The organism is Burkholderia sp. AU33545, assembly GCF_020419685.1.
GTDB classification, from domain to species: domain Bacteria; phylum Pseudomonadota; class Gammaproteobacteria; order Burkholderiales; family Burkholderiaceae; genus Burkholderia; species Burkholderia diffusa.
Genome location: NZ_JAIZRQ010000001.1, coordinates 472472 through 496839, shown reverse-complemented (window position 1 = coordinate 496839; position 24368 = coordinate 472472). Strand labels below are relative to the sequence as shown.

The window sequence follows — 24368 nt, the reverse complement described above, 5'->3', positions numbered from 1 at the left end:
CCAGATCGTTCGCGCTAAAATCGCGCGATTGTTTATCGGATCGACCAACGACAGGAATCCCGCCGACATGAACGACTCCACGCTCGCACTCCGCCGTGAACGCCGCCTGCTGATGCTGCTCGGATGGGTGTGCATCGCCCTGCTGGCCGGCGCGCTTTATCTGCAGTACGTGAAGAACGAAGATCCGTGCCCGCTGTGCATCATCCAGCGCTACTTCTTCGCGGCGATCGGGATCTTCGCGTTCCTGGCGGCCGGGATGCGCAACTGGCGCGGCATCTGGGTGCTCGAGCTGCTGATCGCGATCGCCGCGGCCGGCGGCGTCGGCACCGCCGCGCGGCACCTTTCGATCCAGATGAATCCGGGCTTCAGCTGCGGCTTCGACACGTTGCAGCCGATCGTCGACAGCCTGCCGCCCGCCCAGTGGTTCCCCGGCATGTTCAAGGTCGCCGGCCTGTGCGAGACCGTCTACCCGCCGATCTTCGGCATCCTGCTGCCCGGCTGGGCGCTGATCGGCTTCGCCGCGATCCTGATTCCCGTCGCCTCGAGCCTCTGGCGCCATCGCCGCAAGCTGGCAGGCTGACCGGACGCGCCACGTTCCGGCCGACCGGTCGAGGCCGCGCAGGCGCTTCGCGCTGCTCACCCGGCTGCACCGGCGCAGCCCCACGCGGCCGCACATGCCGGCCGCGCGTAAACACCTACCCCGCCGCAACCCGGATTTCAGGGCGACCGCACCTCACGCGACAGCCGCGCGCACGCCCCGCCGCGCATGCGTTTCGGCCCGATGCCCGTGCATCGGCGCCCCGATCCCGCACGGCGGGCCTATGATCGACATGATCGCCGTCTGATAGCCCGGATCACCGCCCGGCAATGTTTCCGCCGCCTTGCGGTGCTATCTTCGCGACTGGATGGCGATCTACGTGCGCGAGGCCAGTTGCCTCACCTCCTGCGTAACGCGCGCCCGATCCGCAATGTCGACTGGATTCATCATGACAACGCAAACCATCCGCATCCGTCACCCTCATGGCGTCCGCACGTCCCGCGGCGTCGTTCGCGCGCGCCTTCGGCGCACGGCCACCGCACCGAATTCGCAGTCGGGCAGCCGGCCCGCGTCGCTTTCGTCCGCCCTCGTTGCCGCGGCGCCCGCCACCCCGCGCCGCCCGTCGTGCCGCGTCGTCCCGACCGGAGCGTGCTGATGGAAGCCTGGCTCGGCGATCTGCAGCAGTTGCTCGCGCACGGCGAAGCGGCCGTGCTGGTGACGGTGGCGCACACCGACGGCTCCGCGCCGCGCGAGGCCGGCACCAAGATGCTCGTCACGCGCGACACGGCCCGCCATACGATCGGCGGCGGTCATCTGGAATGGAAGGCGATCGAGATCGCGCGGCACCTGCTGAAGGACGGCGCGCACGTGCCCCACGCACGCCGGCTCGAACGGCTCGCGCTCGGCCCGAGCCTCGGCCAGTGCTGCGGCGGCGCGGTCGTGCTCGCGTTCGAGCGGCTCGACGTCGGCGACCTCGGCTGGATCATGTCGCTCTCCAAGCGCGTCGCGGCGGGCGCCGCAACCGTGCGTAGCGTATCATTCGGCCCCTCGCCGGGTGCGCCGCTGCTGAGCGAGCCCGAATCGCCCGCGGCGCGCGCCGATTGCCTGCTGTGGGAAACCGGTGGCGTATCGCTGATGACCGAAACGATCGCGCCGTATGCGTTCCCCGTCGTGCTGTTCGGCGCGGGACACATCGGCACCGCGCTCGTGAAGGTGCTGGCGACGCTGCCATGCCACGTGCACTGGATCGACGGACCCGACGCGGTGTTCCCGCCGGCCGACGCACTCGCCGGGATCGGCAATCTCGCGATCGACGCGGTGGCCAGCCCGGCCGATGCCGTCGATACGGCGCCGCCGCATGCGTACTTCGTCGTGATGACGCACGACCACGCACTCGATTTCGTGCTGGCCGAGCGCATCCTGCGGCGCGGCGACTATGCATACTTCGGGATGACCGGCTCGCGCACCAAGCGCGTGCAGTTCGATCATCGGCTGGCGGCGATCGGCATCGACCCGGCCCAGGTCGCGCGGATGCGCTGCCCGATCGGCGTCGAAGGCATCATCGACAAGGCGCCCGAAGTGATCGCGATCTCGGTGGCCGCGCAATTGCTGCAGGCCGTCGAGGCGAACGCGCCCGCCCAGGCTTCCCCTACATTCTGACCGACCAAGAACAACGCCATGACCCCGACCTTCAAGGACAAGATTGCCCGCGCTCCGAAAGCGGAGCTGCACATCCATATCGAAGGCTCGCTCGAGCCCGAACTGATTTTCGCGCTCGCGCAGCGCAACGGCGTGAAGCTCGCGTACGAGTCGATCGACGCGCTGCGCGCCGCGTATGCGTTCACCGATCTGCAGTCGTTCCTCGACATCTATTACGCCGGCGCGAGCGTGCTGCTGACCGAGCAGGATTTCTACGACATGACGGCCGCATACTGCGAACGCGCACTCGCCGACAACGTCGTCCACACCGAGCTGTTCTTCGACCCGCAGACGCACACCGAACGCGGCGTGCCGATCGAGACGGTCGTTGCCGGCATCGACCGCGCGCTCGCCGATGCCGAGCAGCGCGGGCTGTCGAGCAAGCTGATCCTGTGCTTCCTGCGCCACCTGTCCGAAGACGATGCGCTCGCGACGTTCGAATCCGCGTTGCCGCTGTTCGAACGCTATCGCCACCGGCTGATCGGCGTCGGTCTCGATTCGTCCGAGCTGGGCCATCCGCCGACGAAGTTCGCGCGCGTGTTCGAGAAGGCGCGTGCGCTCGGGCTGAAGCTCGTCGCACATGCGGGCGAGGAAGGCCCGCCCGCCTACATCTACGAAGCGCTCGACGTGCTGAAGGTCGACCGGATCGACCACGGCGTGCGCAGCATCGAGGACGCGGCGCTCGTCGAACGCCTCGCGCGCACGCGCACGGCGCTGACCGTGTGCCCGCTGTCGAACCTGAAGCTGTGCGTGTTCGACGACATGGCGAAGCACACGCTGAAGGCGCTGCTCGATCGCGGCGTCGCGGTGACGATCAACTCCGACGATCCGGCCTATTTCGGCGGCTACGTGAACGACAACTACTTCGCGACGGTTGACGGGCTGCAGCTGACGGACGCCGAAGTGCACACCGTGATCCGCAACGGCTTCGAGGCGTCGTTCGTCGACGCCGCGCAGCGCGATGCGCTGATCGCGCGTCTCGATTCGTACTGGCAGGCCGCGTGACGCCTGGCATCGAGGTTCGCTAGACAGATGAAACACATCGACGGCATCCGCTTCGTGGCAACCGGTTTGGCCCTGCGCCACGTCGGCCGCGTGCGTGCACCGCGCACGCACGCGCGCGTCGCGCCAGTCGCCCGTGTGGCGACGGCGTTGTGCGGCGTCGCGCGCCGAAGCCTGTCGTTGCGGCTCGTCATGCAGCTCGCCGCCGCGCCGGTCGCTAATGCCACCGCGATCGCCTTCCGCCGCGCCCCGGCCTTCGCGCTTCGTCGCATCGCGCATGCCCGAGCAGCGCCCGCCATGCCGTCGCTCGCGCGGCGCCGACCGTTTTCTTCTGTTCGCCTTACCTTGATGCAGGACCATTCGTCATGACGCAAACCGCTTTCCGTTCCCAACTGCTCACCTTCAACGGCGACCCGGCGCAGTCGAGCCAGGCCGCGAACCACGAGACCGACGGTCTCCTGATCGTCGGCGACGGCAAGGTCGTCGCGGCCGGCCCGTATGCGCAGCTCGCCGCGACGCTCGCGCGCGACGCGATCGTCCACGACCTGCGCGACAAGCTGATCGTGCCCGGCTTCATCGACACGCACATCCACTATCCGCAGACGGACATGATCGCGTCGCCGGCGCCGGGCCTGCTGCCTTGGCTCGACAAGTACACGTTCCCGACCGAGCGCCAGTTCGGCGATCCGGAACATGCGCGCGAAGTCGCCGACTTCTTCGTCGACGAACTGCTCGCCTGCGGCACGACGAGCGCGCTCGTCTACTGCACCGTGCACAAGCAATCGGCCGACGCGCTGTTCGCGGCGAGCGACGCGCGCGACCTGCGGATGATCGCGGGCAAGGTGCTGATGGACCGCAACTGCCCCGAGTTCCTGCGCGACACCGCGCAATCGGGCTATGACGACAGCGCGGAGCTGATCGGCCGCTGGCACGGCAAGGGCCGCCAGATGTACGCGCTTACGCCGCGCTTCGCGCCGACATCCACCGAGGCGCAGCTCGAGGCATGCGGCGAACTCGCGCGCCGCCATCCGGACGTGTTCGTGCAGAGTCACGTCGCGGAAAACGTCGATGAAGTGAAATGGGTGGCCGAGCTGTTCCCCGGCCACCGCAGTTATCTCGACATCTACGACCGTTACGGGCTGCTGCGCCCGCGCGCGGTGTACGGCCACTGCATCCACCTCGACGACGAGGACCGCCGCCGGATGGCCGAGACGCGCACCGTCGTCGCGCACTGCCCGACGTCGAACTTCTTCCTCGGCAGCGGGTTGTTCGACTTCGACAAGGCCGGCGAATTCGACGTGCCCGTCACGCTCGCCACCGACGTCGGCGGCGGCACGTCGTTCTCGATGCTGCAGACGATGAACGAGGCGCACAAGGTCGCGCGGCTGTCGGGCCACCACCTGACGGCGACGCGGATGTTCTGGCTCGCGACGGCCGGCGCCGCCCAGGCGCTCGACCTCGCCGACACGGTCGGCACGCTCGCGCCGTGCACCGAGGCCGATTTCGTCGTGCTCGACCCGCAGGCCACGCCGTTGCTCGCGCGCCGCACGAAACGCGCGGAGTCGCTGGAAGAACTGCTGTTCGCGTTCGCGCTGCTCGGCGACGACCGTGCCGTGTACCGCACCTATGCGGCCGGCCAACTCGTGCACGAGCGCGGTGCCGCGCGCCGCACCGCCGCCGCGTAACTGACGCGCGCTTGCCCATGCCTGCCCCGGCGTGCGTCGAGAGGCATGCCGGAGCAACCGGATTCGCACCGCGCGCGCCGCACGCCGTGCTAGAATTCGCCGCTCATTGGGGAGTAGCCGCTCCGCTCGATGTCCCGCGCCAACGGCGCGCATCGTGACGGAGGCGTCCGTCAACAGACTTGGCCTTTCGGCCATGGCGGACGCAGCCACCAAGGCCTGGCGAGACCGATGGTTCACTGCGCGCCGCATCAGGGCCCGGCGCGCGGCGGATCGTCGCTCGCACGCACAACATCGGCCCGTGGAACCCCATACGTGTCTCAAGCCTTCCTGATCTCCACCGGCGCCGTCGCCCTCGCTGAAATCGGCGACAAGACCCAACTGCTGTCTCTCGTGCTGGCCGCGCGCTACCGCAAGCCCGTGCCGATCATTCTTGGCGTGCTCGTCGCGACGCTCGTGAACCACGGTTTCGCCGGTGCGCTAGGCGAATGGCTCGGCGCGCTCGTCACGCCGTCGATCATGCGCTGGGCGCTCGCGTTCTCGTTCATCGCGATGGGGCTGTGGATCCTCGTGCCGGACAAGCTCGATGCGGACGAAGCCAATGCCAACCGCTCGCGGCTCGGCGTGTTCGGCGCGACGCTCGTCGCGTTCTTCCTCGCGGAAATGGGTGACAAGACGCAGATCGCGACCGTCGCGCTCGCCGCGCGCTTCCAGGATTACATCGGCGTGGTGGCCGGCACGACGTTCGGGATGATGCTGGCGAACGTGCCCGCGATCCTGCTGGGCGACCGTTTCGCGCACCGCCTGCCGACGAAGCTCGTGCACGGTATCGCGGCCGTGCTGTTCGTCGTGCTCGGCGCGCTGGCGCTGCTGGGCGTCGGGGCCTGACGCACGCAGCAAGTGACGCGACCGGGCGGCAGCGCCGGTGTCGATACCGCGCTACTTCGCGACCGCCGCGCCCGATGCCGGCACGGCCGGCACCGCACGCTCGTTGGCGGCCGGTGCGGCCGGCCCGCCGCGCTTGTCGACCGGCAGCCGCACCGTGCGGATCGCACCGTTCGCCAACGGGAAATCGGTGAGCGCGCTGCGCGCGAGGAACGGCATCGCATACAGCAACGCCCCGTTGTCGCCGGTGGTGCGCGCGGTCACGTTATAGACTTCCTTGCCGGTCGCGCGCTCGGTGATCCGGATGCCGAGCGTGTAGTCGAAGACCTGGTAGGTCTGCGCGACGTAGCCTGCCGGCATCGGCCCCCAGGGTCCCCACGGGCCCCACGGCCCGCCCCGCCAGTACGGCCCCGGCCCCATCAACCACGGGTCGTAGTAAACCGGTTGCGGCACCGTCACCAGATCGCTGCCGACCCCGTAGGCCAGCCCGACCAGATAGCGGGCCTGCGCGGCCGGCACCTGCCTGAATGCATACGCGGACAGTTCGTTCGCGACGATCGGCTCGTAGGTCGACTGCTCGATGCTGTGCTTCTGCGCATCCGTGCGTGTGAAGGCATAAGTGCGTGTCGCGTCGCTGCCGCTCCAGTCGGAGAATGCCGTGACCTGCGTCGTCACGTAGCTGGTGCAGCCCGTCAGCAGCGTCACGCATAGCACCGCCGCCCAGCCCGCACCGCGAAAAATCCAATCGTGTTTCATGTCGATCCTCGTCGATCCGTCACCCGTGCGTCGCAACGCGCGAACTGCACGGGATGCCGATAATACGCGGACTCCCGGAACCGGTAAAAAGTTCGCCCGGCACGCAGCCGCCAGCCTTTGTACAATGACCCGGTTCGCCCGGCCCGCGTCGCGGGCCCGATCCCCATTCCACCGATCTCGACGACCATGTCCGACAACGCCTCTTCCACCGTGATCCGCCGCGCCGACTACACGCCGCCGGCCTTCCTCATCGATTCCGTCGCGCTCGAATTCGATCTCGCGCCGGCCCGCACGATCGTCAGGAATACGATGCGCGTGCGCCGCAATCCGGACGCGGCGCCCACCCCGCATCTGGAGCTGCTGGGCGAAGCGCTCGAATTCCTCGGCGCACGGCTCGATGGCGCGCCGTACGGCGCGGTCCGCGCGCACGAGCATGGGCTGACCGTCGAAAACGTGCCTGATGCGTTCGAGCTCACGCTCGACAGCGCGTGCGCGCCGGACCAGAACACGACGCTGTCCGGCCTGTACGTGTCGAGCGGCAACTTCTTCACGCAGTGCGAGGCCGAAGGCTTTCGCCGCATCACCTACTTCCTCGACCGCCCCGACGTGATGGCGTCGTATACGGTCACGCTGCGCGCCGACAAGACGGCGTATCCGGTGCTGCTGTCGAACGGCAATCTCGTCGACTCGGGCGAGCTGCCCGACGGCCGCCACTTCGCGAAATGGGAAGACCCGTTCCGCAAGCCGAGCTATCTGTTCGCGCTGGTCGCGGGCAAGCTCGTCGCGATCGAGGAGAAGATCACAACCGGCTCGGGCAAGGAAAAACTGCTGCAGGTGTGGGTCGAGCCGGCTGACCTCGACAAGACCCGTCATGCGATGGATTCGCTGATCCACTCGATCCGCTGGGACGAAAAGCGCTTCGGCCTCGAGCTCGATCTCGACCGCTTCATGATCGTCGCGGTCGGCGACTTCAACATGGGCGCGATGGAGAACAAGGGGCTCAACATCTTCAACACGAAGTACGTGCTGGCGAACCCCGAGACCGCGACCGACACCGACTTCGCGAACATCGAATCGGTGGTCGGCCACGAGTATTTCCACAACTGGACCGGCAACCGCGTGACCTGCCGAGACTGGTTCCAGCTGAGCCTGAAGGAAGGGCTGACGGTGTTCCGCGACCAGGAATTCTCGGCCGACATGGCCGCGGGCGACGACGTCGCATCCGCGGCCCGCGCGGTCAAGCGCATCGAGGACGTGCGCGTGCTGCGTCAGCTGCAGTTCGCCGAGGACGCGGGCCCGATGGCGCACCCGGTGCGCCCGGAAAGCTACGTCGAGATCAACAACTTCTACACGATGACCGTCTACGAGAAAGGCTCGGAAGTCGTGCGGATGTACCAGACGCTGTTCGGCCGCGACGGCTTCCGCAAGGGGATGGACCTGTACTTCAAGCGCCACGACGGTCATGCCGTGACGTGCGACGACTTCCGTCACGCGATGGCCGACGCGAACGGGCGCGACCTCGCGCAGTTCGAGCGCTGGTACAGCCAGGCCGGCACGCCGCGCGTGTCGGTGAAGGCCGCCTACGACCCCGCCACGCGCCGTTACACGCTCACGCTCGCGCAGGGCTACGGCGATGCGTCGCCGGCCGCGCGCGAAACGCAGCAAGGGCCGCTCCTGATCCCGTTCGCGATCGGCCTGATCGGCCGCGACGGCCGCGACCTGCCGCTGCGTCTCGACGGCGAAGCCACGGCGGCAGGCACGACGCGCGTGCTCGACTTCACCGATACCGAGCAGACCTTCACGTTCGTCGACGTGCCGGAACAACCGCTGCCGTCGCTGCTGCGCAATTTTTCGGCACCGGTGATCGTCGAGTACGACTACAGCGACGACGACCTCGCATTCCTGCTCGCGCACGACAGCGACCCGTTCAACCGCTGGGAGGCCGGCCAGCGCCTCGCGACGCGTGCGCTGCTGACGCTCGCCGCGCGTGCCGCCGCAAAAGAGCCGCTCACGCTCGGCGAGAATTTCGTCGCCGCGTTCCGCCGCGTGCTGACCGATGAAAACCTGTCGCCCGCGTTCCGCGAACTCGCGCTGACGCTGCCGTCGGAAACCTATCTGGCCGACCAGATGGCGGAAGCCGATCCGGCCGCCGTGCATCGCGCGCGCCAGTTCGTGCGCCGCCAGCTCGCGACCGCGCTGCGCGCCGAGTGGCTCGCCGCGTACGCGCAGCACGAGACGCCAGGCGCGTACGAGCCGACGCCCGACGCATCCGGCCGCCGTGCGCTGAAGAACCTCGCGCTCGCGTATCTCGCCGAACTCGAGGATCCGGCCGACGCCGTGCGCATCGCGACCGCGCAGTACGACGCGGCGAACAACATGACCGATCGTGCCGCCGCGCTCGGCGCGCTGCTGTCCGCTGCGGCATCGGGCGCGAACGACGCGGCCGCGCGCGCGCTCGACGACTTCTACCGTCGCTTCGAGAAGGAAGCGCTCGTGATCGACAAGTGGTTCGCGATGCAGGCGGCGCAGCGCGGCACTGCCGCGCAGCCGACGCTCGCGAAGGTCCGCAAGCTGATGGCCCACCCTGCGTTCAACCTGAAGAACCCGAACCGCGCACGCTCGCTGATCTTCAGCTTCTGCGCGGCGAACCCGGCGCAATTCCACGCGGCGGACGGCTCGGGCTACGCGTTCTGGGCCGAACAGGTGCTCGCGCTCGACGCGATCAACCCGCAGGTCGCCGCGCGCCTCGCCCGCTCGCTGGAACTGTGGCGCCGCTTCACGCCGGCGCTGCGCGACCGGATGCGCGATGCGCTCGAGCAGGTCGCCGCCGGCGCGAAATCGCGCGACGTGCGCGAGATCGTCGAAAAGGCACTTGCGTAACGTCACGCACGCGATTCGCCTCGCGTGCGACGAAGCCGGCGCCGCCCCGTTGCGGCGCCGGCTTTTTTGTTGTCTGAAGGTTGGCGGGGTCGGAGCCGGACCACGCGTTCGTGGCACCCGGTTTTCCCGCCGCTTCCACGCCGATCCGCCGCGTCACGCACGCCGGAACCCGGCCGAGTCAGCCGACCGACCATGTAACCGGACGAAAAAAGGCGGCGGGTCGGGAGGCGCGCCGGGTAAAATTGCGGCAATTCAAGGATTCTTTGGCCTTTCGGAGTCTGTCATGTCCATTGCCCGCCGCACCACGCTGTCCAAGTTCCTGATCGAGCAGCAGCGTGAGACCAACAACCTCCCCGCCGACCTCCGACTGCTGATCGAAGTTGTCGCCCGCGCGTGCAAGGCGATCAGCTACAACGTATCGAAGGGCGCGCTCGGCGATGCACTCGGTACCGCCGGCAGCGAGAACGTCCAGGGCGAAGTGCAGAAGAAGCTCGACATCCTGTCGAACGAAATCCTGCTCGACGCGAACGAATGGGGCGGCAACCTCGCCGCGATGGCGTCGGAAGAAATGGAAACGTTCTTCCCGATCCCCGCGAACTACCCGCGCGGCGAATACCTGCTCGTGTTCGACCCGCTCGACGGCTCGTCGAACATCGACGTGAACGTGTCGATCGGCACGATCTTCTCGGTGCTGCGTTGCCCGGACGGCAAGCAGGCCACCGAGGAATCGTTCCTGCAGCCGGGCACGGAGCAGGTCGCGGCCGGCTACGCGGTGTATGGCCCGCAATCGGTGTTCGTGCTGACGACCGGCAACGGCGTGAACTGCTTCACGCTCGACCGCGAAGTCGGCTCGTGGGTGCTCACGCAAAGCAACATGCAGATCCCGGCCGATACGCGCGAATACGCGATCAACGCATCGAACGCACGCCACTGGTACGAACCGGTCCAGCGCTACGTCAGCGAGCTGAACGCCGGCAAGGAAGGCCCGCGCGGCGACAACTTCAACATGCGCTGGATCGCGTCGATGGTGGCCGACGTGCACCGGATCCTGAACCGCGGCGGCATCTTCATGTACCCGGCCGACAAGCGCACGCCCGATCGTCCGGGCAAGCTGCGCCTGATGTACGAAGCGAACCCGATGTCGTTCATCGTCGAACAGGCCGGCGGCGCCGCGACGACCGGCACGCAGCGCATCATGGAAGTGCAGCCGACCGGCCTGCACCAGCGCGTCCCGGTGTTCCTCGGTTCGAAGAACGAAGTCGAGCGCGTGACCGGCTATCACAACGAAGGCGAAGGCAAATAAATTTGCACTGCAGCACTAGACGGAGGTGCGAGACGCCAGTACAATCGCGCCTTCGCGATGTGGCCCTGACAGGCTGCATCGCAGTGAAGTGAAAGCGGGAAGTCCGCCGGATCGATGGTTTCGCGAAACAGCAGCAGCAAGCTGAAAAAATTTCGCAAAACCTATTGCCAAGATCTCGGATTTGACCATATAATTTCATTTCTCTGCTGCCGGTGTAGCTCAGTTGGTAGAGCAGCGCATTCGTAATGCGAAGGTCGTAGGTTCGACTCCTATCTCCGGCACCAAGATATAAAGGCCTGATAAGCATCGCTTATCAGGCCTTTTCTCTTTTGCGGCCACGATTTCCGATACACGAAGTCCTGCACCACCCGCCGCATCATTTCCGCTTGCGGGCATCCCCCGACTCCCGCACCGCGCGCCGCCGATTACAATCGCCGGATCACCTGGCCCTCCCCCCCCTCCGCATCATGCGCATCTGGCGCCTCGAGCGACCGAACCTCGGCGGGCAACTGGACGTGTCCCGCGCAACTGGTCTCGTTACCGTGATCGGCGGCAGCGAGCCGAATGCGTTCGCCGCGGAAATCCTGAAGCTGTTCGACGATGCGCTGTCCGTCACGCAGTGCACGATCTTCGCGTACGAATTCGGCAACCGTCCACGCACCATCTCGGTCGCCGATCATCGCGGCGGCCGCTACCTGCGTGACGTCGCCGACACCTACGCGCGGCATTTCTATGCACTGGACGGCAACCAGAAGATCGTCTCGGCCGCCGGTCGCGGCACGCACCGCCACGACGTGGTGCTGCATCAGCAGGCCGGCGACGAGATCTGCCACGAGGCATATCGCGCAGCCTGCTACCGCGGCCCCGACGTGTCCGATCGCGTCGCGTTGCTGATGCAGCCGAACGACTCGACCTGGCTGTCGATCAACTTGTATCGCGCGCGTCGCAGCGGCGCGTTCCAGCCACGCGAGATCGCGGCCATCGAAACGCTCGCACCGCTGATCGCGCAGGCCGCGCGGCATCACTATGCGCTCGCCGGCGCGGCGCAGATCGGCATCCCGCAACTGATGCTCGCGCGGCTGCGCGGCGCATGCCCGGCACTGTCCAAGCGCGAACTCGATGTGCTGCGCGGCGTGCTCGAAGGCCAGACCGCGCAGGAGATCGGTGAGACGATCGGCGTGAAGGCCTCCAGCGTCGTCACCTACCAGAAACGCGCGTACCGACGCCTCGGCATCTCGAGCCAGCGCCAGCTGTTCGCGCTGTGCCTGCAGCCCTGAACGTCGACTGCCGATCCTGAGCGCGTCGGGGTAAGTCCCGGCCCGCCGCCGGCCGAGCGCTGTACCCGGAATGGGGACAGCGGTGTTCGATACGGCTTCCATACTGCATCCAGCCTGCCGCACGCATCGCGTCGTCGAGCGTGCGCATTCAAACTGTGCAACCTGGAAGCCAACGATGGGCATCGAATTCAAGCCATATCCGTTCGTCGCCGCGCGCCATCCCGCGCACCTGCCGACCTGCAGCGACGGCGCCGACATGCAGCGGCACCGCGTCGCGATCGTCGGCGGCGGGCCGGTCGGCCTCGCGGTCGCGCTCGGCCTCGCCAATCACGGCATCCGCAGCGTGCTGCTCGAAGCCGACGATTCGGTCTGTCACGGCAGCCGCGCCATCTGCATCTCGCGACGCAGCCTCGAGATCATCGAGCGGCTCGGCGCACTCGACGGTTTCCTCAGCGTCGGACTGCCGTGGAGCGGCGGACGCAGCTTCCATCGTCACGAAGAAGTGCTGCATTTCACGATGCCGCAGGACGAAAACCAGAAGCTGCCGCCGATGGTGAACCTCGCGCAGTATCACATCGAGCAGTTCCTGCTCGATGCCGCGCTGCGCCGCCCCGAGCTCATCGAAATCCGCTGGCAGACGAAGGTCGCCGGCGTCACGCGGCGCCCGGACGGGGTGCGTCTCGACGTCGATACGCCACTCGGCGGATACGCACTCGATGCCGACTGGGCCGTGGCGAGCGACGGCGGGCGCAGCACGATGCGCGATGCGCTCGGCCTGTCGCTCCAGGGCACCAGCTACGAAGGCCGTTACGTGATCGTCGACATCGCGCTCGACAGCGATCGGCCGACCGAGCGGCTCGCCTACTTCGACCCGGCGTCGAACCCGGGCTCGACCGTACTCGTCCACAAACAGCCCGACAACGTGTGGCGGATCGACTACCAGCTGCGCGACGATGAGGATCCCGAAGCGGCCGTCAAACCCGAAAACGTGATCCCGCGTGTGCAGAGCCTGCTCGACATGATGGGCGAGCGCGGCGACTGGTCGCCGATCTGGATCACGATCTACAAGGCGAACGCGCTGACGCTCGAACGCTACCGGCACGGCCGCGTGCTGTTCTGCGGCGACGCCGCGCACCTCGTGCCGATCTTCGGCGTGCGCGGCGCGAACTCGGGCATCGACGACGCCGACAATGTCGCTTGGAAACTGGCGTACGTGATTCGCGGGCTCGCGTCGGACGCACTGCTCGACAGCTATTCGGACGAGCGCGTGTTCGCGACGCACGAGAACCTGCGCTACGGCACCAAGAGCACCGAGTTCATGGCGCCGCCGTCGTTTGCGTTCGACCTGATGCGCAAGGCCGTGCTGACGCTCGCGGTCCGGCATCCGGCTTTGCGTTCGCTGATCAATCCGCGTCAGACATCGGCCATCGCTTACACGGCGTCGCCGCTCAATGCGGACGAACGCGATGCGTTCTCGGCTGGGCCGGCGCCCGGCATGGTACTCGCCGAATGCCCGCTGATGCTGCAGACGTCGAGCGACATCGGCAACGACAACGGCGCGCGTCGCGGCCACCTGACCGATCTCGTCGGCTCGCGCTTCACCGCGTTCCGCTTTACGCGCGACGGTGCGCCCGATCCGTCGTTCGCCGATCTCGAACGACGCCTGCACGACACCGGCATACCGTTCGCGCTCGTCACGCTCGCGCGGCATGCGGCACCGCAACACCCCGGAGGCGGCGGCTACGATGTCGACGGCCGGCTGTTCGACCTGTACGGCGCGCGCGACGGCACCGTCTATCTCGTGCGTCCGGACGGACACGTGCTCGGCCGCTGGCACGATGCGCGCACCACCGACCTGAGCGCCGCACTCGAGCGCGCACTTCACCCGCACACGTCAGCCGATCCTCAGGAGAACGCATGATGACCGACACCGAACGCGACGTCCTCTACACCAACCTGTGCCGCACGATGACCCGCATCGGCGAAACCGACGCGTCGCTCTTTCTCGCCCGCTTCGCGCTGCTGGCGATCGAGGCGATCGGCGACGCGGCAACCATTACCCGCCTGATCGTGGACGCCGGCGACGGTCTGCCCGACACGGGCGCACCGGCGCCGACGCATGGACGATGTGACACATGACGCACCCCTTGCGCGCCACCACCCATTTCTTACGAATTCATTTCGTAGGCAGACGAATCCCCTGGAAAATCCCGATAAGGGTGCATAACATTACTTAACGATTCCGACCCGTCTATCGCGTTACATTGCGTGGGCGGCACGGCGGGTCGCATGCCGCCTTCATGCAGCTTGCGGCGAAACAGCCGACGTCCGGTCATTTCGACTCAACACTAGGAGAGGATCACCATGACTCATGGCTTGATTATGTGGCTCATCATCGGCGCGATCGCCGGCTGGCTGGCGGGCCTGCTCGTCAAGGGCGGCGGGTTCGGCCTGATCGTCGATATCATCGTCGGGATCGTCGGCGCGGTGATCGGCGGCTGGCTGGCCGGGGTGCTCGGCATCAGCCTCGGCAGCGGCTTCATCGGCTCGGTGATCGTCGCGGTCATCGGCGCCGTGATCCTGCTGTTCGTGATCCGTCTGTTCAGGCGCGCGGCCTGACGATCTTCTCGCGCGCCTTCGGGCGCGCTTTCGTTTCGTATTTGCATCGAAGCGGCGCGCGGCATTGCCCGCGCGCCGCCTTCCGGTTTCACTGGCGCTTGCCGCGCCGAAACCAGCCGTCGAGCACGTCGGTCGTCAGCAATCCGCTGCGCGCCTCGCGTGCGCCATCGCGTCCGATCCACACGGTACGCGGCATTTCTCCCCGCCATCCCGCATCGAGTGCCGCCCGCAGACGCTCGGGCATCGGCTCCGCGTTCGCATATTGCGCGACCTGCGGCGGCAGGTTCATTTGCGCGAGCGCCTGCGCGATCGCCGCACCGTTGTCGTCGTACGCGTCCATCGAGACCATCGCGAGGCGCACGTCCGGATGCCGGCGCTGCCACGCGACCAGATGCGCGGCGTTCTCGCGGCAGTAGCCGCAATCGAGCGACCAGATCTCGACCGCGAGCGGCCGTTCGAGCGCCGTCGCGTACAACTTCGCGACCTCGGCCGCGCGCAGCGGCTGCAGTTCACCGGCCCATGCGGGCAGGCTCGCAAGCACGGCGCCGATCGACACCAGCAGCCGTTTCATTGCGCCCCCTCCACGGAAATCAGCCGATAGCCGTCGTTACGCGTACGCCACGACAGGTAGAGGCGTCCTGCATCGTCGAGCAGTTGCGGGTTGTCGCTCGCACCCGAGGTCGACGCGATCACGCGCGGCGCCGACCAGTGCTCGCCGCGATCGTCCGAGCGGCGCAACTTGATCTGCATCGTGTCGCCGTCGAATGCCTTCCATGCGAGCCAGACGACATCACCGCGCGCGACGAGCGCCGCATGCGATGCCTGCTCCGCTGGTACCGCCGGATTCGCGCCGAACGCCCAGGGTGTGCCGAGCGGCCTCCCATCGGCGCCGATGCGCGAGTAGAACACGTCGGCGCGGCCGTCGACGACGCCGAACCACGCGATGTGGCGCGTGCCGTCCGGCGCGATCGCGAGCGCCGGCCCGTGCTCGGGGCACGCCTCGACGTGCCAGTTCGAGAACGTCGCGCGCACCGGCGCGACGGGCTCCGACGCCGACACGGGCAGCACCGCGAGCGCATGGTCGCGGATCTGCCCCGGGAATACGTTGCGCCACACGGCTTCGATATGTCCGGCCGGACCGATCGCCATCGCGATGCGGCAGCATTCGCATGTGTGATCGGTCACCTTGCGCTCTGGCTCGAACGACGCGCCGCCGTCGCGCGACACGGCGTAGTAGACGGCCGCACCGTCGTACGCCTGCCCCGCCGCCTTCGCCGCAACGAGATCGCGCTTGTCGATCCACGCGATCGCGATGTTGCCGGCCGGATCGACTGCCATCATGTCGAAGCGGTGCGTGATCGCCTGCCGGTCGCGATGCACGGTGACGGGCACGCTCCAGGTCGCGCCGCCGTCAAGCGAACGCGAAAAGCGCACCATGCCGGTGTACGGCGCCTCGAGCGGCATCGACCACGACACGTACACCGCGCTACCGTCCGGGCTCGTCGCGAGCTTCGGGCGATTCTCCGCACTCGTGTAGATCGGCTCGGGCATCGCGTTGACGGTCGCAGGTGCGGACAACGTGCGGCCCGCGTCATCCGAGTGCGCGACGACGACGTGCGCGCCTTCGACCCATGCGACCCACAGCCGGTGCCGCACGTCGAATGCGGCGCCGGTCGCGAGCGGCTGCTTCTGCTGTGCCGGCGCGGCCTGCATGCTCATGTGCGCCGCATGCGGATCGACGGCGTTCGGCGCGTCGTGCGCACCTGCGGGCGACAGCGCCGCGAGCCACAGCGCGCAGCCTGCCGCGAACGATTTCACAGCGACCATTTCAGTTCTCCAAAGAAAGTGCGGCCCGGATACGGGTGGAACACGTAGTAGCGGCGGTCAGTCAGGTTGTCGATGCCGACCGACGCGACCCAGTGACGGTCGAACCGGTAGCGTGCCTTCAGGTCGACGACCGTGAAGGTGCTCGTGCCGCCGTACACGTCCGGATTGACGTCGCTGTTGTCGAGCGTATTGAACTGGCGGCCCGAGTAGCGGACGCCGACGCTCGCGAGCCAGTGTTCGTCGAAGCGGTACGACGCGAGCAGGTTCGCGCGCATGCGCGGGATGCGCGGAAAGCGCGAACCGACGTAAGCCGGATTCGCGGCGTCGGCCAGAATCTGCGCATTGCTCGCCGACACGTTCGCGTCGATGTCGAGTCCGCGCAGCCCGACGCTCTGGCCGCTGAATGCGAGTTCGATGCCACGTACGCGCACGCGATCGACGTTCGAGATGTTGGTGACGGTCGACGCGCCCGACACCGTCGTCTGGCTGTAGATCGAATCGCGCAGGTCGCTCTGGAATACGCTCGCGCGCACGACGCCGACGCCCACGTCGCGCTCGGCCGTGAAGTCCCAGTCGATCGCCTTTTCCGGCCGCAGGTTCGGGTTGTTGTTGACGATCGCGTTGTTCGAGATCGTGCCCTGGAACAGTTCGCCGACCGTCGGGAAGCGCGTGCCGGTCGCGAACGACAGCCGGAAGCGCCAGACGTCCGTCGCGTCCCATTGCAGCGCAACTTTTGGCGACAGCGCATTCGCGTTGCGGTCCGCGTAGCCGAGCATGCCGTTGGCGTTGCCAAGCGCGCCGCCGTATGCATCCCAGCGCTCGTAGCGCAGGCCGAGGGTCGCGAGCCAGCCGGGCGCGAAACGCCACGCGTCCTGCGCGAACAGCGCCTGCGTGCGCGTGTCGCCCCGGTAGACGCTCGCGAGCGACGTAGTCGGCCCGGTCAGCCAGTCGGCCGTGTTGTACGTGACGTTGCGCAGGAAATAGTTGTCGTAGTGATAGCCGAACGTGAACGCGTGGCCCTTCACTTCCGGCGCTTCGGCCTTCAGGTCGAACGTGCGCCAGCCCGTGCCGTCGCCCTGGAACAGCGTGCCCGCCCCGCCCTGCACGGTCGACGCCGCGCGCAGCACGTCGCGCGATACGTCGTATGCCGACACCACGCCCGACAGTCGCCAGCCCGAATCCAGCCGACCGTTCAGGCCGAGCGCGTACAACCAATTCTCCTGGTCGCCGCGCTGCGGCGCGAACGCGCTCGGCGCGACGGTCATGTTCCGGCCGCCAATCGACACGTTGCCACCGTAGACGGGATTGCCGGCCGCATCGCGCAGGAAGGTTTCGCCGTGCTGCCGGTAATGGTTTTCCCAGTGCCCGAGCGTCAGCGTCGCGTCGACGTGGTCCGTCAACGCATAGCCCATCCGGACCGTCTCGTTGAGCTGCTCGGTCCGCTCGATGGTCTGCGCGCCGACGATCGTGCGCGGCTTGCCGTTCGGCCCGATGTCGGTAGCTGCCCCCGTAACTGGCACCGCAGCGCCGAGCGTCGGGTTGTAGGCTGAATTGGGGCTCGCATACTGCATCGGCTGGCCGTCGTTCTCCAGCCGGTCAAGCGACAGCGAAAACCAGAACTTGCCGACGCGGTTCGCGATCCGCGCGGTCTGGTGATTGCCGCCGAAGCGGTCCGCGAACCCGTAGCCGTCGTGATAGCGCTGCGTGAAGAACTGCGTCGACAGCGACGCCTCGAGCGCATCGGGGCGCCGCGTCGTCAGCAGCACGGTCGAGCCGATCGCGTTGCCGGGATACAGCGCGGAAAAGGGACCATACAGCACGTCGACGCGCGCGATATCGTCGGGCGCGATCAGCGACCAGCGCGGCGGATACGCGTAACTCGAACCGAGCAGGTTCGACAGCAGCAGCCCGTCGGCGTAGACGAGCCCGCGCGCGCTCTGCAACTCGTTGAAGTCGCGGCCGGCGAACACGCTGTTGCGGTCGCCGATGTAGCGCTTGCGAACCATCAGGTTGGGTGCGTACTTCAGCGCGTCCTCGGTGGTGACGTTGGTGTGCGCGTCGATCTGCTCGCGCGTGATCGACTCGACGACGGCCGGCGTATCGGGATCGACGGGTTGCCGCCGGGCGGAAACGCTGACGGCGGTCAGCGTGTCGCTCGTCGGCGCGGGCGCGGCAACCGGTGCGGCACGGCCGGCCGGGTTGCCCGGGCCGCCGGGCACGGGGTCGGCGGATGCGCCATCGATCGTGGCCGCCTGCGCGGCAGGCCAGACAAAAACTGCCGCGCAGGCGAGCGCGAGCCGGTCGCGCGACGGCCGCGCGGGGAAGGTGAACGACATGGATGAATTCCTGAAAACGTGACCGGACGCCGCCGTGCGCGAGCCGACGCGCCGCGCGCACATGGCGCGGCGCGCGGATCGGGCCGCAGGCGACACGCGCGCCACCGGAGCGCGCGGACGATATCAATCAGATCGGGACGTTTTCAGGCGGACCGCGCGGCTGCGCGAGACGGATGCCCTTGCGGGGAAAAACGGGAACGGCCGGGGCGGCCGCCCGGTACGCGAATGCGCGCACGAAGCCCGGCAATGCAGGCAGGCTCGTGCCGAGCGCCACGTTCGCCGCGAAGCCGGGACAGTACACGCAGTGCGGCACGCCGGCATGGTCCAACGGCGTTGTGCCGCGGTCGTCGCCCGACTGCGCGAGGGCGATGTGGCGCACGCCTGCCGCACTGCACAATTCGAGCGTGAGCTCGCCGGAACCGCTCGATGCGAGACGCGCGTAGCCGATGACGGGCGACAGTACGTTCAGTACGATCGCCAACCATACGAGGCCGATCCATCGCGTCGTTCGTTTCATCGCGGTCCAGGAAAAAGTGCGCGCAAGTATAGCAAGCGGCCCGATCGTTGCCGACGTGCGAGGTGCAATAGTCGGCATCTCACAGTGCGCAGCTGCGCATGTGCCGTTAATACAACAGAGACAAAATCTAACGATTCGCCACTGGCATAAATCCAAGCGCGAGGTTGATAATTATTGAACCTGCTGGAGAAATGACCATGGACGAAAGACCAACCCGCATGCCCCCGCCCGAGCAAGTGATGAGCCCGGATCCGGAACCCGTCGGCGTGGAATTCCTCGCCGAGTTGCCCGAGCATGTCCGGGCATTCTTCGACGAGCAGCACAAGCTGTACTCGCCGAAGTGAACCTACGTTCCGTTCTGTAACCGCCACGTGTCGATCGATATCGTGCGGTTCATCGCTGCGTTTTCGGCGCAGATCGCTTCGCACCCGGGCTGCAATGGCCTGACGGTGCCGGATCAGCGCGTCCGCTGATTCTTCTGTCGCGTCGTTCCGCCGCGCGACTGTCTTCGTCTATTCTTCTGGTTTTCCAACTCCGGCCATCCCGGTCCCCCGATCGTTCCGATGAAACAAGCCATTCGTGCCAGCGTCGCTGTCGCCGCGCTCGGCGTCGCCTTTTTTACGTCACCGCACGTCGCACGCGCGGACGGCGATGACACCGCGCTCACCAATCTCGTCGCGCTCGCATCGCAGCGGCTCGCGCTTGCCGAACCCGTCGCGCGATGGAAATGGGCGAACCACCAGGCGATCGAGGACCGGCCGCGCGAAGCGGCCCTGCTCGCATCGGTGGAGAAGCGTGCCGCACAGTCCGGCGTGGATCCCGCGTTCGCGCGCACGTTCTTCGAGGATCAGATCGCCGCGAGCAAGGACGTGCAGAACGCGCTCTTCGCAACGTGGCGCGCGACGCGGCCGCCGGAAGGCTCGCCGCCCGACCTCGCAACCAGCACGCGGCCGGCGCTCGACCAGCTCACGCAAAAGATGCTGGCCGGCCTCGCGCAAGTCGCACCGCTGCGCGACGCGCCCGATTGCCAGGCGCGGCTCGCACGCAGCATCGCGAACTGGAAGACGCTTACGCGCTACGACCGCACCCAGACGCAGGCACTCGGCATCGCGCTGTCGCACGTGTGCTCGGCCGGCGGCGCCAGCGCGATCGGCTGATGGCGCGCGGCCATTACGCGCTGCAGCCGGCGGTGCTCAGTCGGCAGGCGTGAGCGCCGCTATCGGAATCAGTTGCAGGCCGCGCGCGAGATGCGTCTGCAGCAGGCGATGGGTATGCGGCTCGACCGCACCGTCCGCGCCATCGGCCACGAGCCGCGCCGCCGCATCGAGCGATTCGGCCACACCGAGGTAGCGCCAGCCGTCGATCACATGAAACAGGCGGCGCTCGCCGCTCGCCTCGAACGCGACCGGGCCGTCGAACGGCCAGGGCACATTGCCGGCACGGGCGCTTTCGGCCGCGGGACGCCGGTTGTATGACGGACGGAGGCGAGCGATCCACTGCGCTTCCGCAAGCATTGCGCCGAGTTCGTTGCCGGTCTCCCGCCATTCGACGCGCCGCACCTGCTGTGCAATCCGCATTTCCTTCGACGAACGCCGCTCGCCAGTCAGCAGCGCGCGCAAGCGCTGCCGCACGCGCACGCTGCGGCCAACGTACAGCGCTACGTCGCCCTCCCCGAACAACGCGTACGCGCCGCATCCGGCCGGCGCGGTATCGAGCCACGCTTCGGTCATGCCGCCCGCGAGACGGAAGTGGCGCGTCGTGCGCGCAATCTGGTCGCGCAGACGCTCGAGCGGCACGATCTCGTGCAATTGCCGCCAGAACTGCCAAAGGAGATCGGCATCCGCGAGCGCCCGGTGGCGGGCGGCGGGAACGAGGCCATGCCGCTCGATCAGCGCATCGAGTCCGTGTCGCGCCTCCTGCGGAAACAGCGCGCGCGACAACCGCACCGTGCACAGCACGTCCGGATTGAATGCGAAGCCGGCGCGCTCGAATTCGGCACGCAGGAAGCCCCGGTCGAAGCTCGCGTTGTGCGCGACGAACAGCTTGCCGTCGAGCCGCTCGAACAGCACGGGCGCGAGCGACGCGAACGACGGCGCGTCACGCACCATCTCATCGGAAATGCCCGTCAGTTGCTGGATGAACGGCGGAATCGATTGCCCCGGATTGACCAGCGTCGTCCATGTCGATACGCCCAGCGGGCCGATTTCGACTACGCCGATTTCAGTGATGCGGTGCTCGGCGGACGAACCACCGGTGGTTTCGAGATCGACGAAGACGAGCGGCTGTTCGCAGGCGGGATCGGACGGACGGAAATCGGACATGAAAAGGCGGGAGAGACAATGCTTCCGTGAGTATGCACCGGCAGGCGTGTTCGCGACCAGTACGAAGCGGATTCGATTCGCCGGTCACGGGTTTTCGTGCCCCAAAAAGCAAAAAGCCCCCGCGATGCGGGGGCCGGACGTGATCGGCAATGCGTGGCGCGTCAGACCGCCTGGATATTCGCTGCCTGCTTCCCTTTCGGCCCGACTTTCACATCGAAGGAAACGCGCTGGTTTTCCTTCAGCGTTTTGAAGCCGTCCATCCGGATTTCGGAAAAGTGCGCAAACAGATCTTCGCCACCATTATCGGACGTAATAAAGCCGAAACCTTTAGCATCGTTAAACCATTTTACGATACCGGTATCCATACCTTCGTTCCCCACTCGATTAGATCAAAAAAGCTACTGTTTATAGCCGCTTCCCGAAATCCCGCAACGGCGCGCCGACACTCACCCCCAGCGCTCCGCCCGGGGACGGAGTGCTGACTTTATAAATTGGACAATCCGGGTGCGTCAAGGGAATTTTTGGTGCCTTCTTTATCAAAAAAACGTCAATACCACTGGAATCGGTACACCATCGTCTTTTATTAATTGATTCGCATCAAAAACCTGTCAATATTACCGGGAGCGAATCACCGATAATCAAAAACATGAAAAACCTACCGGGGACAAATCGGGCCGGTAAAATCATCGGGTTTTTTCCGGATTGCCAAGAACGAAGGACGTAGCGATGCTGGTGCAAGGCATTGGAAGGAGAAGGTCATGTGGCTGGACGGAATCAAACGCCTTGCGAGCCGGCTCGCACGCGTACGCCGCAAGTCCCGCGCGCTGGCCGAGTCTCGTGAAACGCCATGCGATACCGAGTTCGACCCGACCTGGCACGGCGATCATTGGCAGAACCTGCTGGCTTCACCGCTGGACGCCCGTCACTACGTGATGGAAGACTGGACGTACACGCCGCCGCGGGCCGAAGCCGATGACACGCAGCCGACCGGCAAGCGCAAGCGACGCTCGTACAAGCAATAGGGATCCGGGAGACGGGCAAAAAAAAAGCGCGACTGGGAAGTCGCGCCGACAAAGGTTTGGAGATCTTTTCCGTCAACGAAAAAGTCTGCTTCGGAAAGCAGAGATCGCAGTATAGCGAGAGAACATCCTTTCATTATCCATGCTCCACACAAACCTCTATTGCCGATGTGTCAATAATCGCGCTAGGTCTGCCCCGCCCGCCACTGATTGCCTGTCGCGATCGCGCAACGCCCTCGACACCCGTTATGCAGTCCTGATCACATTCTCCGCCTGCTGCGCTGCCGCAAAGTCTTGATGGCCGGGGCTCCCGGCGCATACACTCATTCTTGCGGGATTCAAAATACAGTATTGCCAGAAGCAATTTCCTTTTGCACCCGGACCCATCCGTACACTGCAAATGGATTTCCGACGAAGGCGCCGCGCTCAACGCGCACGGCGTCGCCGACACGCGACGCCGCCGATGCCCGCAGCAGGTTCGATCGACATCATCCTGTTTGGAGACAGATCATGAAAAAGCCCCTGATCGTCGCCGCATTGACCGGCGTGTGTGCCACTGCCGCCCATGCGCAAAGCAGCGTCACGCTGTACGGCCTGATCGATGCAGGCATCACCTATACGAACAACCAGGGTGGTCACAGCGCGTGGCAGGAGACCAGCGGCTCGATCAACGGCAGCCGCTGGGGCCTGCGCGGCACCGAGGATCTCGGAGGCGGACTGAAAGCGATCTTCACCTTGGAAAACGGCTTCGGCATCAACAACGGTTCGCTCAAGCAGAACGGCCGCGAATTCGGTCGCCAGGCTTTCGTCGGCCTCGCGCACCAAAGCTACGGCTCGCTCACGCTCGGCCGCCAGTACGACAGCGTCGTCGATTTCCTCGGCCCGCTGTCGCTGACCGGCACCCAATACGGCGGCACGCAGTTCGCGCACCCGTTCGACAACGACAATCTGAACAACTCGTTCCGGATCAACAACTCGGTCAAGTATCAGAGTGCCAATTACGGCGGCCTGAAGTTCGGCGCGCTGTATGGCTTCTCGAATTCCAGCGATTTCTCGAACAACCGCGCATACAGCGTGGGCGCGTCTTACAGCTATCTGGGCTTCAACGTCGCGGCCGCGTACATGCAACTCAACAACAACATCAACGCGCTGTCGCTCGCAGCCAGCGACCCCGGCGCGGTGGCCGGCGACTGGACGTTCGCCGCCAGCCGTCAGCGCACCTGGGGCGCGGGCCTCAACTACACGTTCGGGCCCGCGACGGCCGGCTTCGTGTTCACGCAGACGCGCCTGACCGATTCGGCCAGGATCAGCGCCGGGCAGTCCGGCGTGTCGGGCGGCATCCCGCTCACCGGCGGCACGCGCTTCAACAATTACGAAGTGAATGGCCGCTACGCGCTGACACCGGCATTCTCGCTCGCGGGTTCGTACACGTACACCGACGCCCGCCTCGACGGCCAGACGCCCAGCTGGCACCAGTTCAACCTGCAGGCCGACTATGCGCTGTCGAAGCGCACCGACCTGTATCTGCAGGGCGAGTACCAGCGGGTCAATGCGGACGGCCTGGCTGTGGGCGCGAACATCAACGGGCTCGGCACCGCGTCGTCGACGAACAAGCAGATCGCGGTCACGGCCGGCATGCGCCACCGCTTCTGAGCAATGCGATCGGTCCCCGCCCGGCAAGGACCGTCATGACGAAGCGCCCCACCCG

General features: G+C 66.6%; 23 protein-coding genes, 1 tRNA gene and 1 riboswitch. Of the genes, 17 read left to right on the top strand and 7 right to left on the bottom strand.

The window, feature by feature from the left end; translation table 11 throughout:
• Window positions 1–67: 67 nt before the first annotated feature.
• The 6 genes from LGM71_RS02265 (at window position 68) to LGM71_RS02240 (ending at window position 5808) form a co-directional block, all read left to right on the top strand.
• A complete protein-coding gene (locus LGM71_RS02265; protein ID WP_059598988.1) occupies window positions 68–580 on the top strand; it encodes a disulfide bond formation protein B in 513 nt (170 codons plus the stop codon).
• Window positions 581–1192: 612 nt separating this feature from the next.
• Window positions 1193–2197, top strand: coding sequence for a xanthine dehydrogenase accessory protein XdhC (gene xdhC, locus LGM71_RS02260; RefSeq protein WP_226113871.1), 1005 nt, complete (start codon window positions 1193–1195; stop codon window positions 2195–2197).
• An 18-nt stretch (window positions 2198–2215) separates the two neighbouring features.
• Window positions 2216–3241 carry an adenosine deaminase gene (locus LGM71_RS02255; protein WP_059598985.1) on the top strand — a complete coding sequence of 342 codons (1026 nt, stop codon included), beginning with the start codon at window positions 2216–2218 and terminating at the stop codon, window positions 3239–3241.
• Window positions 3242–3268: 27 nt separating this feature from the next.
• Complete coding sequence (locus LGM71_RS02250; RefSeq protein ID WP_226113869.1) at window positions 3269–3607, top strand: hypothetical protein; 339 nt, start codon at window positions 3269–3271, stop codon at window positions 3605–3607.
• The gene (gene guaD, locus LGM71_RS02245) at window positions 3604–4923 is read left to right on the top strand and encodes a guanine deaminase (protein WP_226113867.1); all 1320 of its coding nucleotides are present in this window, start codon (window positions 3604–3606) and stop codon (window positions 4921–4923) included. Before LGM71_RS02250 ends, guaD begins: the two co-directional genes overlap by 4 nt.
• 96 nt (window positions 4924–5019) lie before the next feature.
• A riboswitch (yybP-ykoY riboswitch) is annotated at window positions 5020–5157 on the top strand.
• A gap of 78 nt (window positions 5158–5235) precedes the next feature.
• Window positions 5236–5808, top strand: coding sequence for a TMEM165/GDT1 family protein (locus tag LGM71_RS02240; RefSeq protein ID WP_059448199.1), 573 nt, complete (start codon window positions 5236–5238; stop codon window positions 5806–5808).
• 51 nt (window positions 5809–5859) lie between these two features.
• On the opposite strand, the gene LGM71_RS02235 is transcribed toward LGM71_RS02240, so the two are convergent.
• Window positions 5860–6561 (bottom strand): DUF4136 domain-containing protein, encoded by a 702-nt coding sequence (locus tag LGM71_RS02235; protein ID WP_059598983.1) that lies wholly within the window; start codon window positions 6559–6561, stop codon window positions 5860–5862.
• Between the two features lie 186 nt (window positions 6562–6747).
• On the opposite strand from LGM71_RS02235, the gene pepN reads away from it, so the two are divergent.
• From pepN to LGM71_RS02200, 7 genes are all read left to right on the top strand, one after another.
• The gene (gene pepN, locus LGM71_RS02230) at window positions 6748–9441 is read left to right on the top strand and encodes an aminopeptidase N (protein ID WP_175815742.1); all 2694 of its coding nucleotides are present in this window, start codon (window positions 6748–6750) and stop codon (window positions 9439–9441) included.
• Window positions 9442–9724: 283 nt separating this feature from the next.
• Window positions 9725–10744, top strand: coding sequence for a class 1 fructose-bisphosphatase (locus LGM71_RS02225; protein WP_059598981.1), 1020 nt, complete (start codon window positions 9725–9727; stop codon window positions 10742–10744).
• Between the two features lie 208 nt (window positions 10745–10952).
• A tRNA-Thr gene (locus LGM71_RS02220) sits at window positions 10953–11028 on the top strand.
• Between the two features lie 183 nt (window positions 11029–11211).
• The gene (locus LGM71_RS02215) at window positions 11212–12021 is read left to right on the top strand and encodes a helix-turn-helix transcriptional regulator (protein WP_226113865.1); all 810 of its coding nucleotides are present in this window, start codon (window positions 11212–11214) and stop codon (window positions 12019–12021) included.
• A gap of 175 nt (window positions 12022–12196) precedes the next feature.
• On the top strand, window positions 12197–13942 hold the full coding sequence (locus LGM71_RS02210; RefSeq protein WP_226113863.1) for an FAD-dependent oxidoreductase: 1746 nt from the start codon (window positions 12197–12199) through the stop codon (window positions 13940–13942).
• Window positions 13939–14160 (top strand): hypothetical protein, encoded by a 222-nt coding sequence (locus LGM71_RS02205; protein WP_226113861.1) that lies wholly within the window; start codon window positions 13939–13941, stop codon window positions 14158–14160. Before LGM71_RS02210 ends, LGM71_RS02205 begins: the two co-directional genes overlap by 4 nt.
• A gap of 225 nt (window positions 14161–14385) precedes the next feature.
• Complete coding sequence (locus tag LGM71_RS02200) at window positions 14386–14640, top strand: GlsB/YeaQ/YmgE family stress response membrane protein (protein ID WP_059530096.1); 255 nt, start codon at window positions 14386–14388, stop codon at window positions 14638–14640.
• Between the two features lie 88 nt (window positions 14641–14728).
• On the opposite strand, the gene LGM71_RS02195 is transcribed toward LGM71_RS02200, so the two are convergent.
• From LGM71_RS02195 to LGM71_RS02180, 4 genes are all read right to left on the bottom strand, one after another.
• Window positions 14729–15211: a TlpA disulfide reductase family protein gene (locus tag LGM71_RS02195; RefSeq protein ID WP_226113859.1), complete on the bottom strand. Its 483-nt coding sequence runs from the start codon at window positions 15209–15211 to the stop codon at window positions 14729–14731.
• Window positions 15208–16467 carry a sialidase family protein gene (locus LGM71_RS02190; RefSeq protein WP_226113858.1) on the bottom strand — a complete coding sequence of 420 codons (1260 nt, stop codon included), beginning with the start codon at window positions 16465–16467 and terminating at the stop codon, window positions 15208–15210. The genes LGM71_RS02195 and LGM71_RS02190 overlap by 4 nt, the downstream gene beginning before the upstream one ends.
• Window positions 16455–18803 carry a TonB-dependent receptor gene (locus LGM71_RS02185; protein ID WP_226113856.1) on the bottom strand — a complete coding sequence of 783 codons (2349 nt, stop codon included), beginning with the start codon at window positions 18801–18803 and terminating at the stop codon, window positions 16455–16457. Before LGM71_RS02185 ends, LGM71_RS02190 begins: the two co-directional genes overlap by 13 nt.
• A 127-nt stretch (window positions 18804–18930) precedes the next feature.
• Window positions 18931–19320, bottom strand: a complete 390-nt coding sequence (locus tag LGM71_RS02180) for a DUF2946 domain-containing protein (RefSeq protein ID WP_226113850.1) — start codon at window positions 19318–19320, stop codon at window positions 18931–18933.
• A gap of 197 nt (window positions 19321–19517) precedes the next feature.
• Here LGM71_RS02180 and LGM71_RS02175 point away from each other — a divergent pair, with 197 nt between their 5' ends.
• On the top strand, window positions 19518–19664 hold the full coding sequence (locus tag LGM71_RS02175) for a hypothetical protein (protein ID WP_009690993.1): 147 nt from the start codon (window positions 19518–19520) through the stop codon (window positions 19662–19664).
• Window positions 19665–19883: 219 nt separating this feature from the next.
• Window positions 19884–20477, top strand: coding sequence for a chorismate mutase (locus tag LGM71_RS02170; RefSeq protein ID WP_124623488.1), 594 nt, complete (start codon window positions 19884–19886; stop codon window positions 20475–20477).
• A gap of 36 nt (window positions 20478–20513) precedes the next feature.
• Here LGM71_RS02170 and LGM71_RS02165 read toward each other — a convergent pair whose 3' ends face one another.
• Window positions 20514–21641, bottom strand: coding sequence for an exonuclease domain-containing protein (locus LGM71_RS02165; RefSeq protein WP_226113849.1), 1128 nt, complete (start codon window positions 21639–21641; stop codon window positions 20514–20516).
• 161 nt (window positions 21642–21802) lie between these two features.
• On the bottom strand, window positions 21803–22006 hold the full coding sequence (locus LGM71_RS02160; protein WP_006476615.1) for a cold-shock protein: 204 nt from the start codon (window positions 22004–22006) through the stop codon (window positions 21803–21805).
• Window positions 22007–22399: 393 nt separating this feature from the next.
• On the opposite strand from LGM71_RS02160, the gene LGM71_RS02155 reads away from it, so the two are divergent.
• A complete protein-coding gene (locus LGM71_RS02155; RefSeq protein ID WP_226113848.1) occupies window positions 22400–22663 on the top strand; it encodes a hypothetical protein in 264 nt (87 codons plus the stop codon).
• 507 nt (window positions 22664–23170) lie between these two features.
• A complete protein-coding gene (locus LGM71_RS02150) occupies window positions 23171–24313 on the top strand; it encodes a porin (RefSeq protein WP_124904367.1) in 1143 nt (380 codons plus the stop codon).
• Window positions 24314–24368: the final 55 nt, after the last annotated feature.

What these genes read in the sequence shown, in the direction of transcription:
- LGM71_RS02210 (WP_226113863.1), top strand. Translation starts at nt 12,197, where the DNA reads ATGGGCATCGAATTCAAGCCATATCCGTTCGTCGCCGCGCGCCATCCC.
- LGM71_RS02175 (WP_009690993.1), top strand. Translation starts at nt 19,518, where the DNA reads ATGGACGAAAGACCAACCCGCATGCCCCCGCCCGAGCAAGTGATGAGC.
- LGM71_RS02180 (WP_226113850.1), bottom strand. Translation starts at nt 19,320, where the DNA reads ATGAAACGAACGACGCGATGGATCGGCCTCGTATGGTTGGCGATCGTA.
- LGM71_RS02200 (WP_059530096.1), top strand. Translation starts at nt 14,386, where the DNA reads ATGACTCATGGCTTGATTATGTGGCTCATCATCGGCGCGATCGCCGGC.
- LGM71_RS02165 (WP_226113849.1), bottom strand. Translation starts at nt 21,641, where the DNA reads ATGTCCGATTTCCGTCCGTCCGATCCCGCCTGCGAACAGCCGCTCGTC.
- LGM71_RS02255 (WP_059598985.1), top strand. Translation starts at nt 2,216, where the DNA reads ATGACCCCGACCTTCAAGGACAAGATTGCCCGCGCTCCGAAAGCGGAG.
- LGM71_RS02265 (WP_059598988.1), top strand. Translation starts at nt 68, where the DNA reads ATGAACGACTCCACGCTCGCACTCCGCCGTGAACGCCGCCTGCTGATG.
- guaD (WP_226113867.1), top strand. Translation starts at nt 3,604, where the DNA reads ATGACGCAAACCGCTTTCCGTTCCCAACTGCTCACCTTCAACGGCGAC.
- LGM71_RS02250 (WP_226113869.1), top strand. Translation starts at nt 3,269, where the DNA reads ATGAAACACATCGACGGCATCCGCTTCGTGGCAACCGGTTTGGCCCTG.
- LGM71_RS02225 (WP_059598981.1), top strand. Translation starts at nt 9,725, where the DNA reads ATGTCCATTGCCCGCCGCACCACGCTGTCCAAGTTCCTGATCGAGCAG.
- pepN (WP_175815742.1), top strand. Translation starts at nt 6,748, where the DNA reads ATGTCCGACAACGCCTCTTCCACCGTGATCCGCCGCGCCGACTACACG.
- xdhC (WP_226113871.1), top strand. Translation starts at nt 1,193, where the DNA reads ATGGAAGCCTGGCTCGGCGATCTGCAGCAGTTGCTCGCGCACGGCGAA.
- LGM71_RS02235 (WP_059598983.1), bottom strand. Translation starts at nt 6,561, where the DNA reads ATGAAACACGATTGGATTTTTCGCGGTGCGGGCTGGGCGGCGGTGCTA.
- LGM71_RS02190 (WP_226113858.1), bottom strand. Translation starts at nt 16,467, where the DNA reads ATGGTCGCTGTGAAATCGTTCGCGGCAGGCTGCGCGCTGTGGCTCGCG.
- LGM71_RS02195 (WP_226113859.1), bottom strand. Translation starts at nt 15,211, where the DNA reads ATGAAACGGCTGCTGGTGTCGATCGGCGCCGTGCTTGCGAGCCTGCCC.
- LGM71_RS02160 (WP_006476615.1), bottom strand. Translation starts at nt 22,006, where the DNA reads ATGGATACCGGTATCGTAAAATGGTTTAACGATGCTAAAGGTTTCGGC.
- LGM71_RS02205 (WP_226113861.1), top strand. Translation starts at nt 13,939, where the DNA reads ATGATGACCGACACCGAACGCGACGTCCTCTACACCAACCTGTGCCGC.
- LGM71_RS02150 (WP_124904367.1), top strand. Translation starts at nt 23,171, where the DNA reads ATGAAAAAGCCCCTGATCGTCGCCGCATTGACCGGCGTGTGTGCCACT.
- LGM71_RS02185 (WP_226113856.1), bottom strand. Translation starts at nt 18,803, where the DNA reads ATGTCGTTCACCTTCCCCGCGCGGCCGTCGCGCGACCGGCTCGCGCTC.
- LGM71_RS02170 (WP_124623488.1), top strand. Translation starts at nt 19,884, where the DNA reads ATGAAACAAGCCATTCGTGCCAGCGTCGCTGTCGCCGCGCTCGGCGTC.
- LGM71_RS02155 (WP_226113848.1), top strand. Translation starts at nt 22,400, where the DNA reads ATGTGGCTGGACGGAATCAAACGCCTTGCGAGCCGGCTCGCACGCGTA.
- LGM71_RS02215 (WP_226113865.1), top strand. Translation starts at nt 11,212, where the DNA reads ATGCGCATCTGGCGCCTCGAGCGACCGAACCTCGGCGGGCAACTGGAC.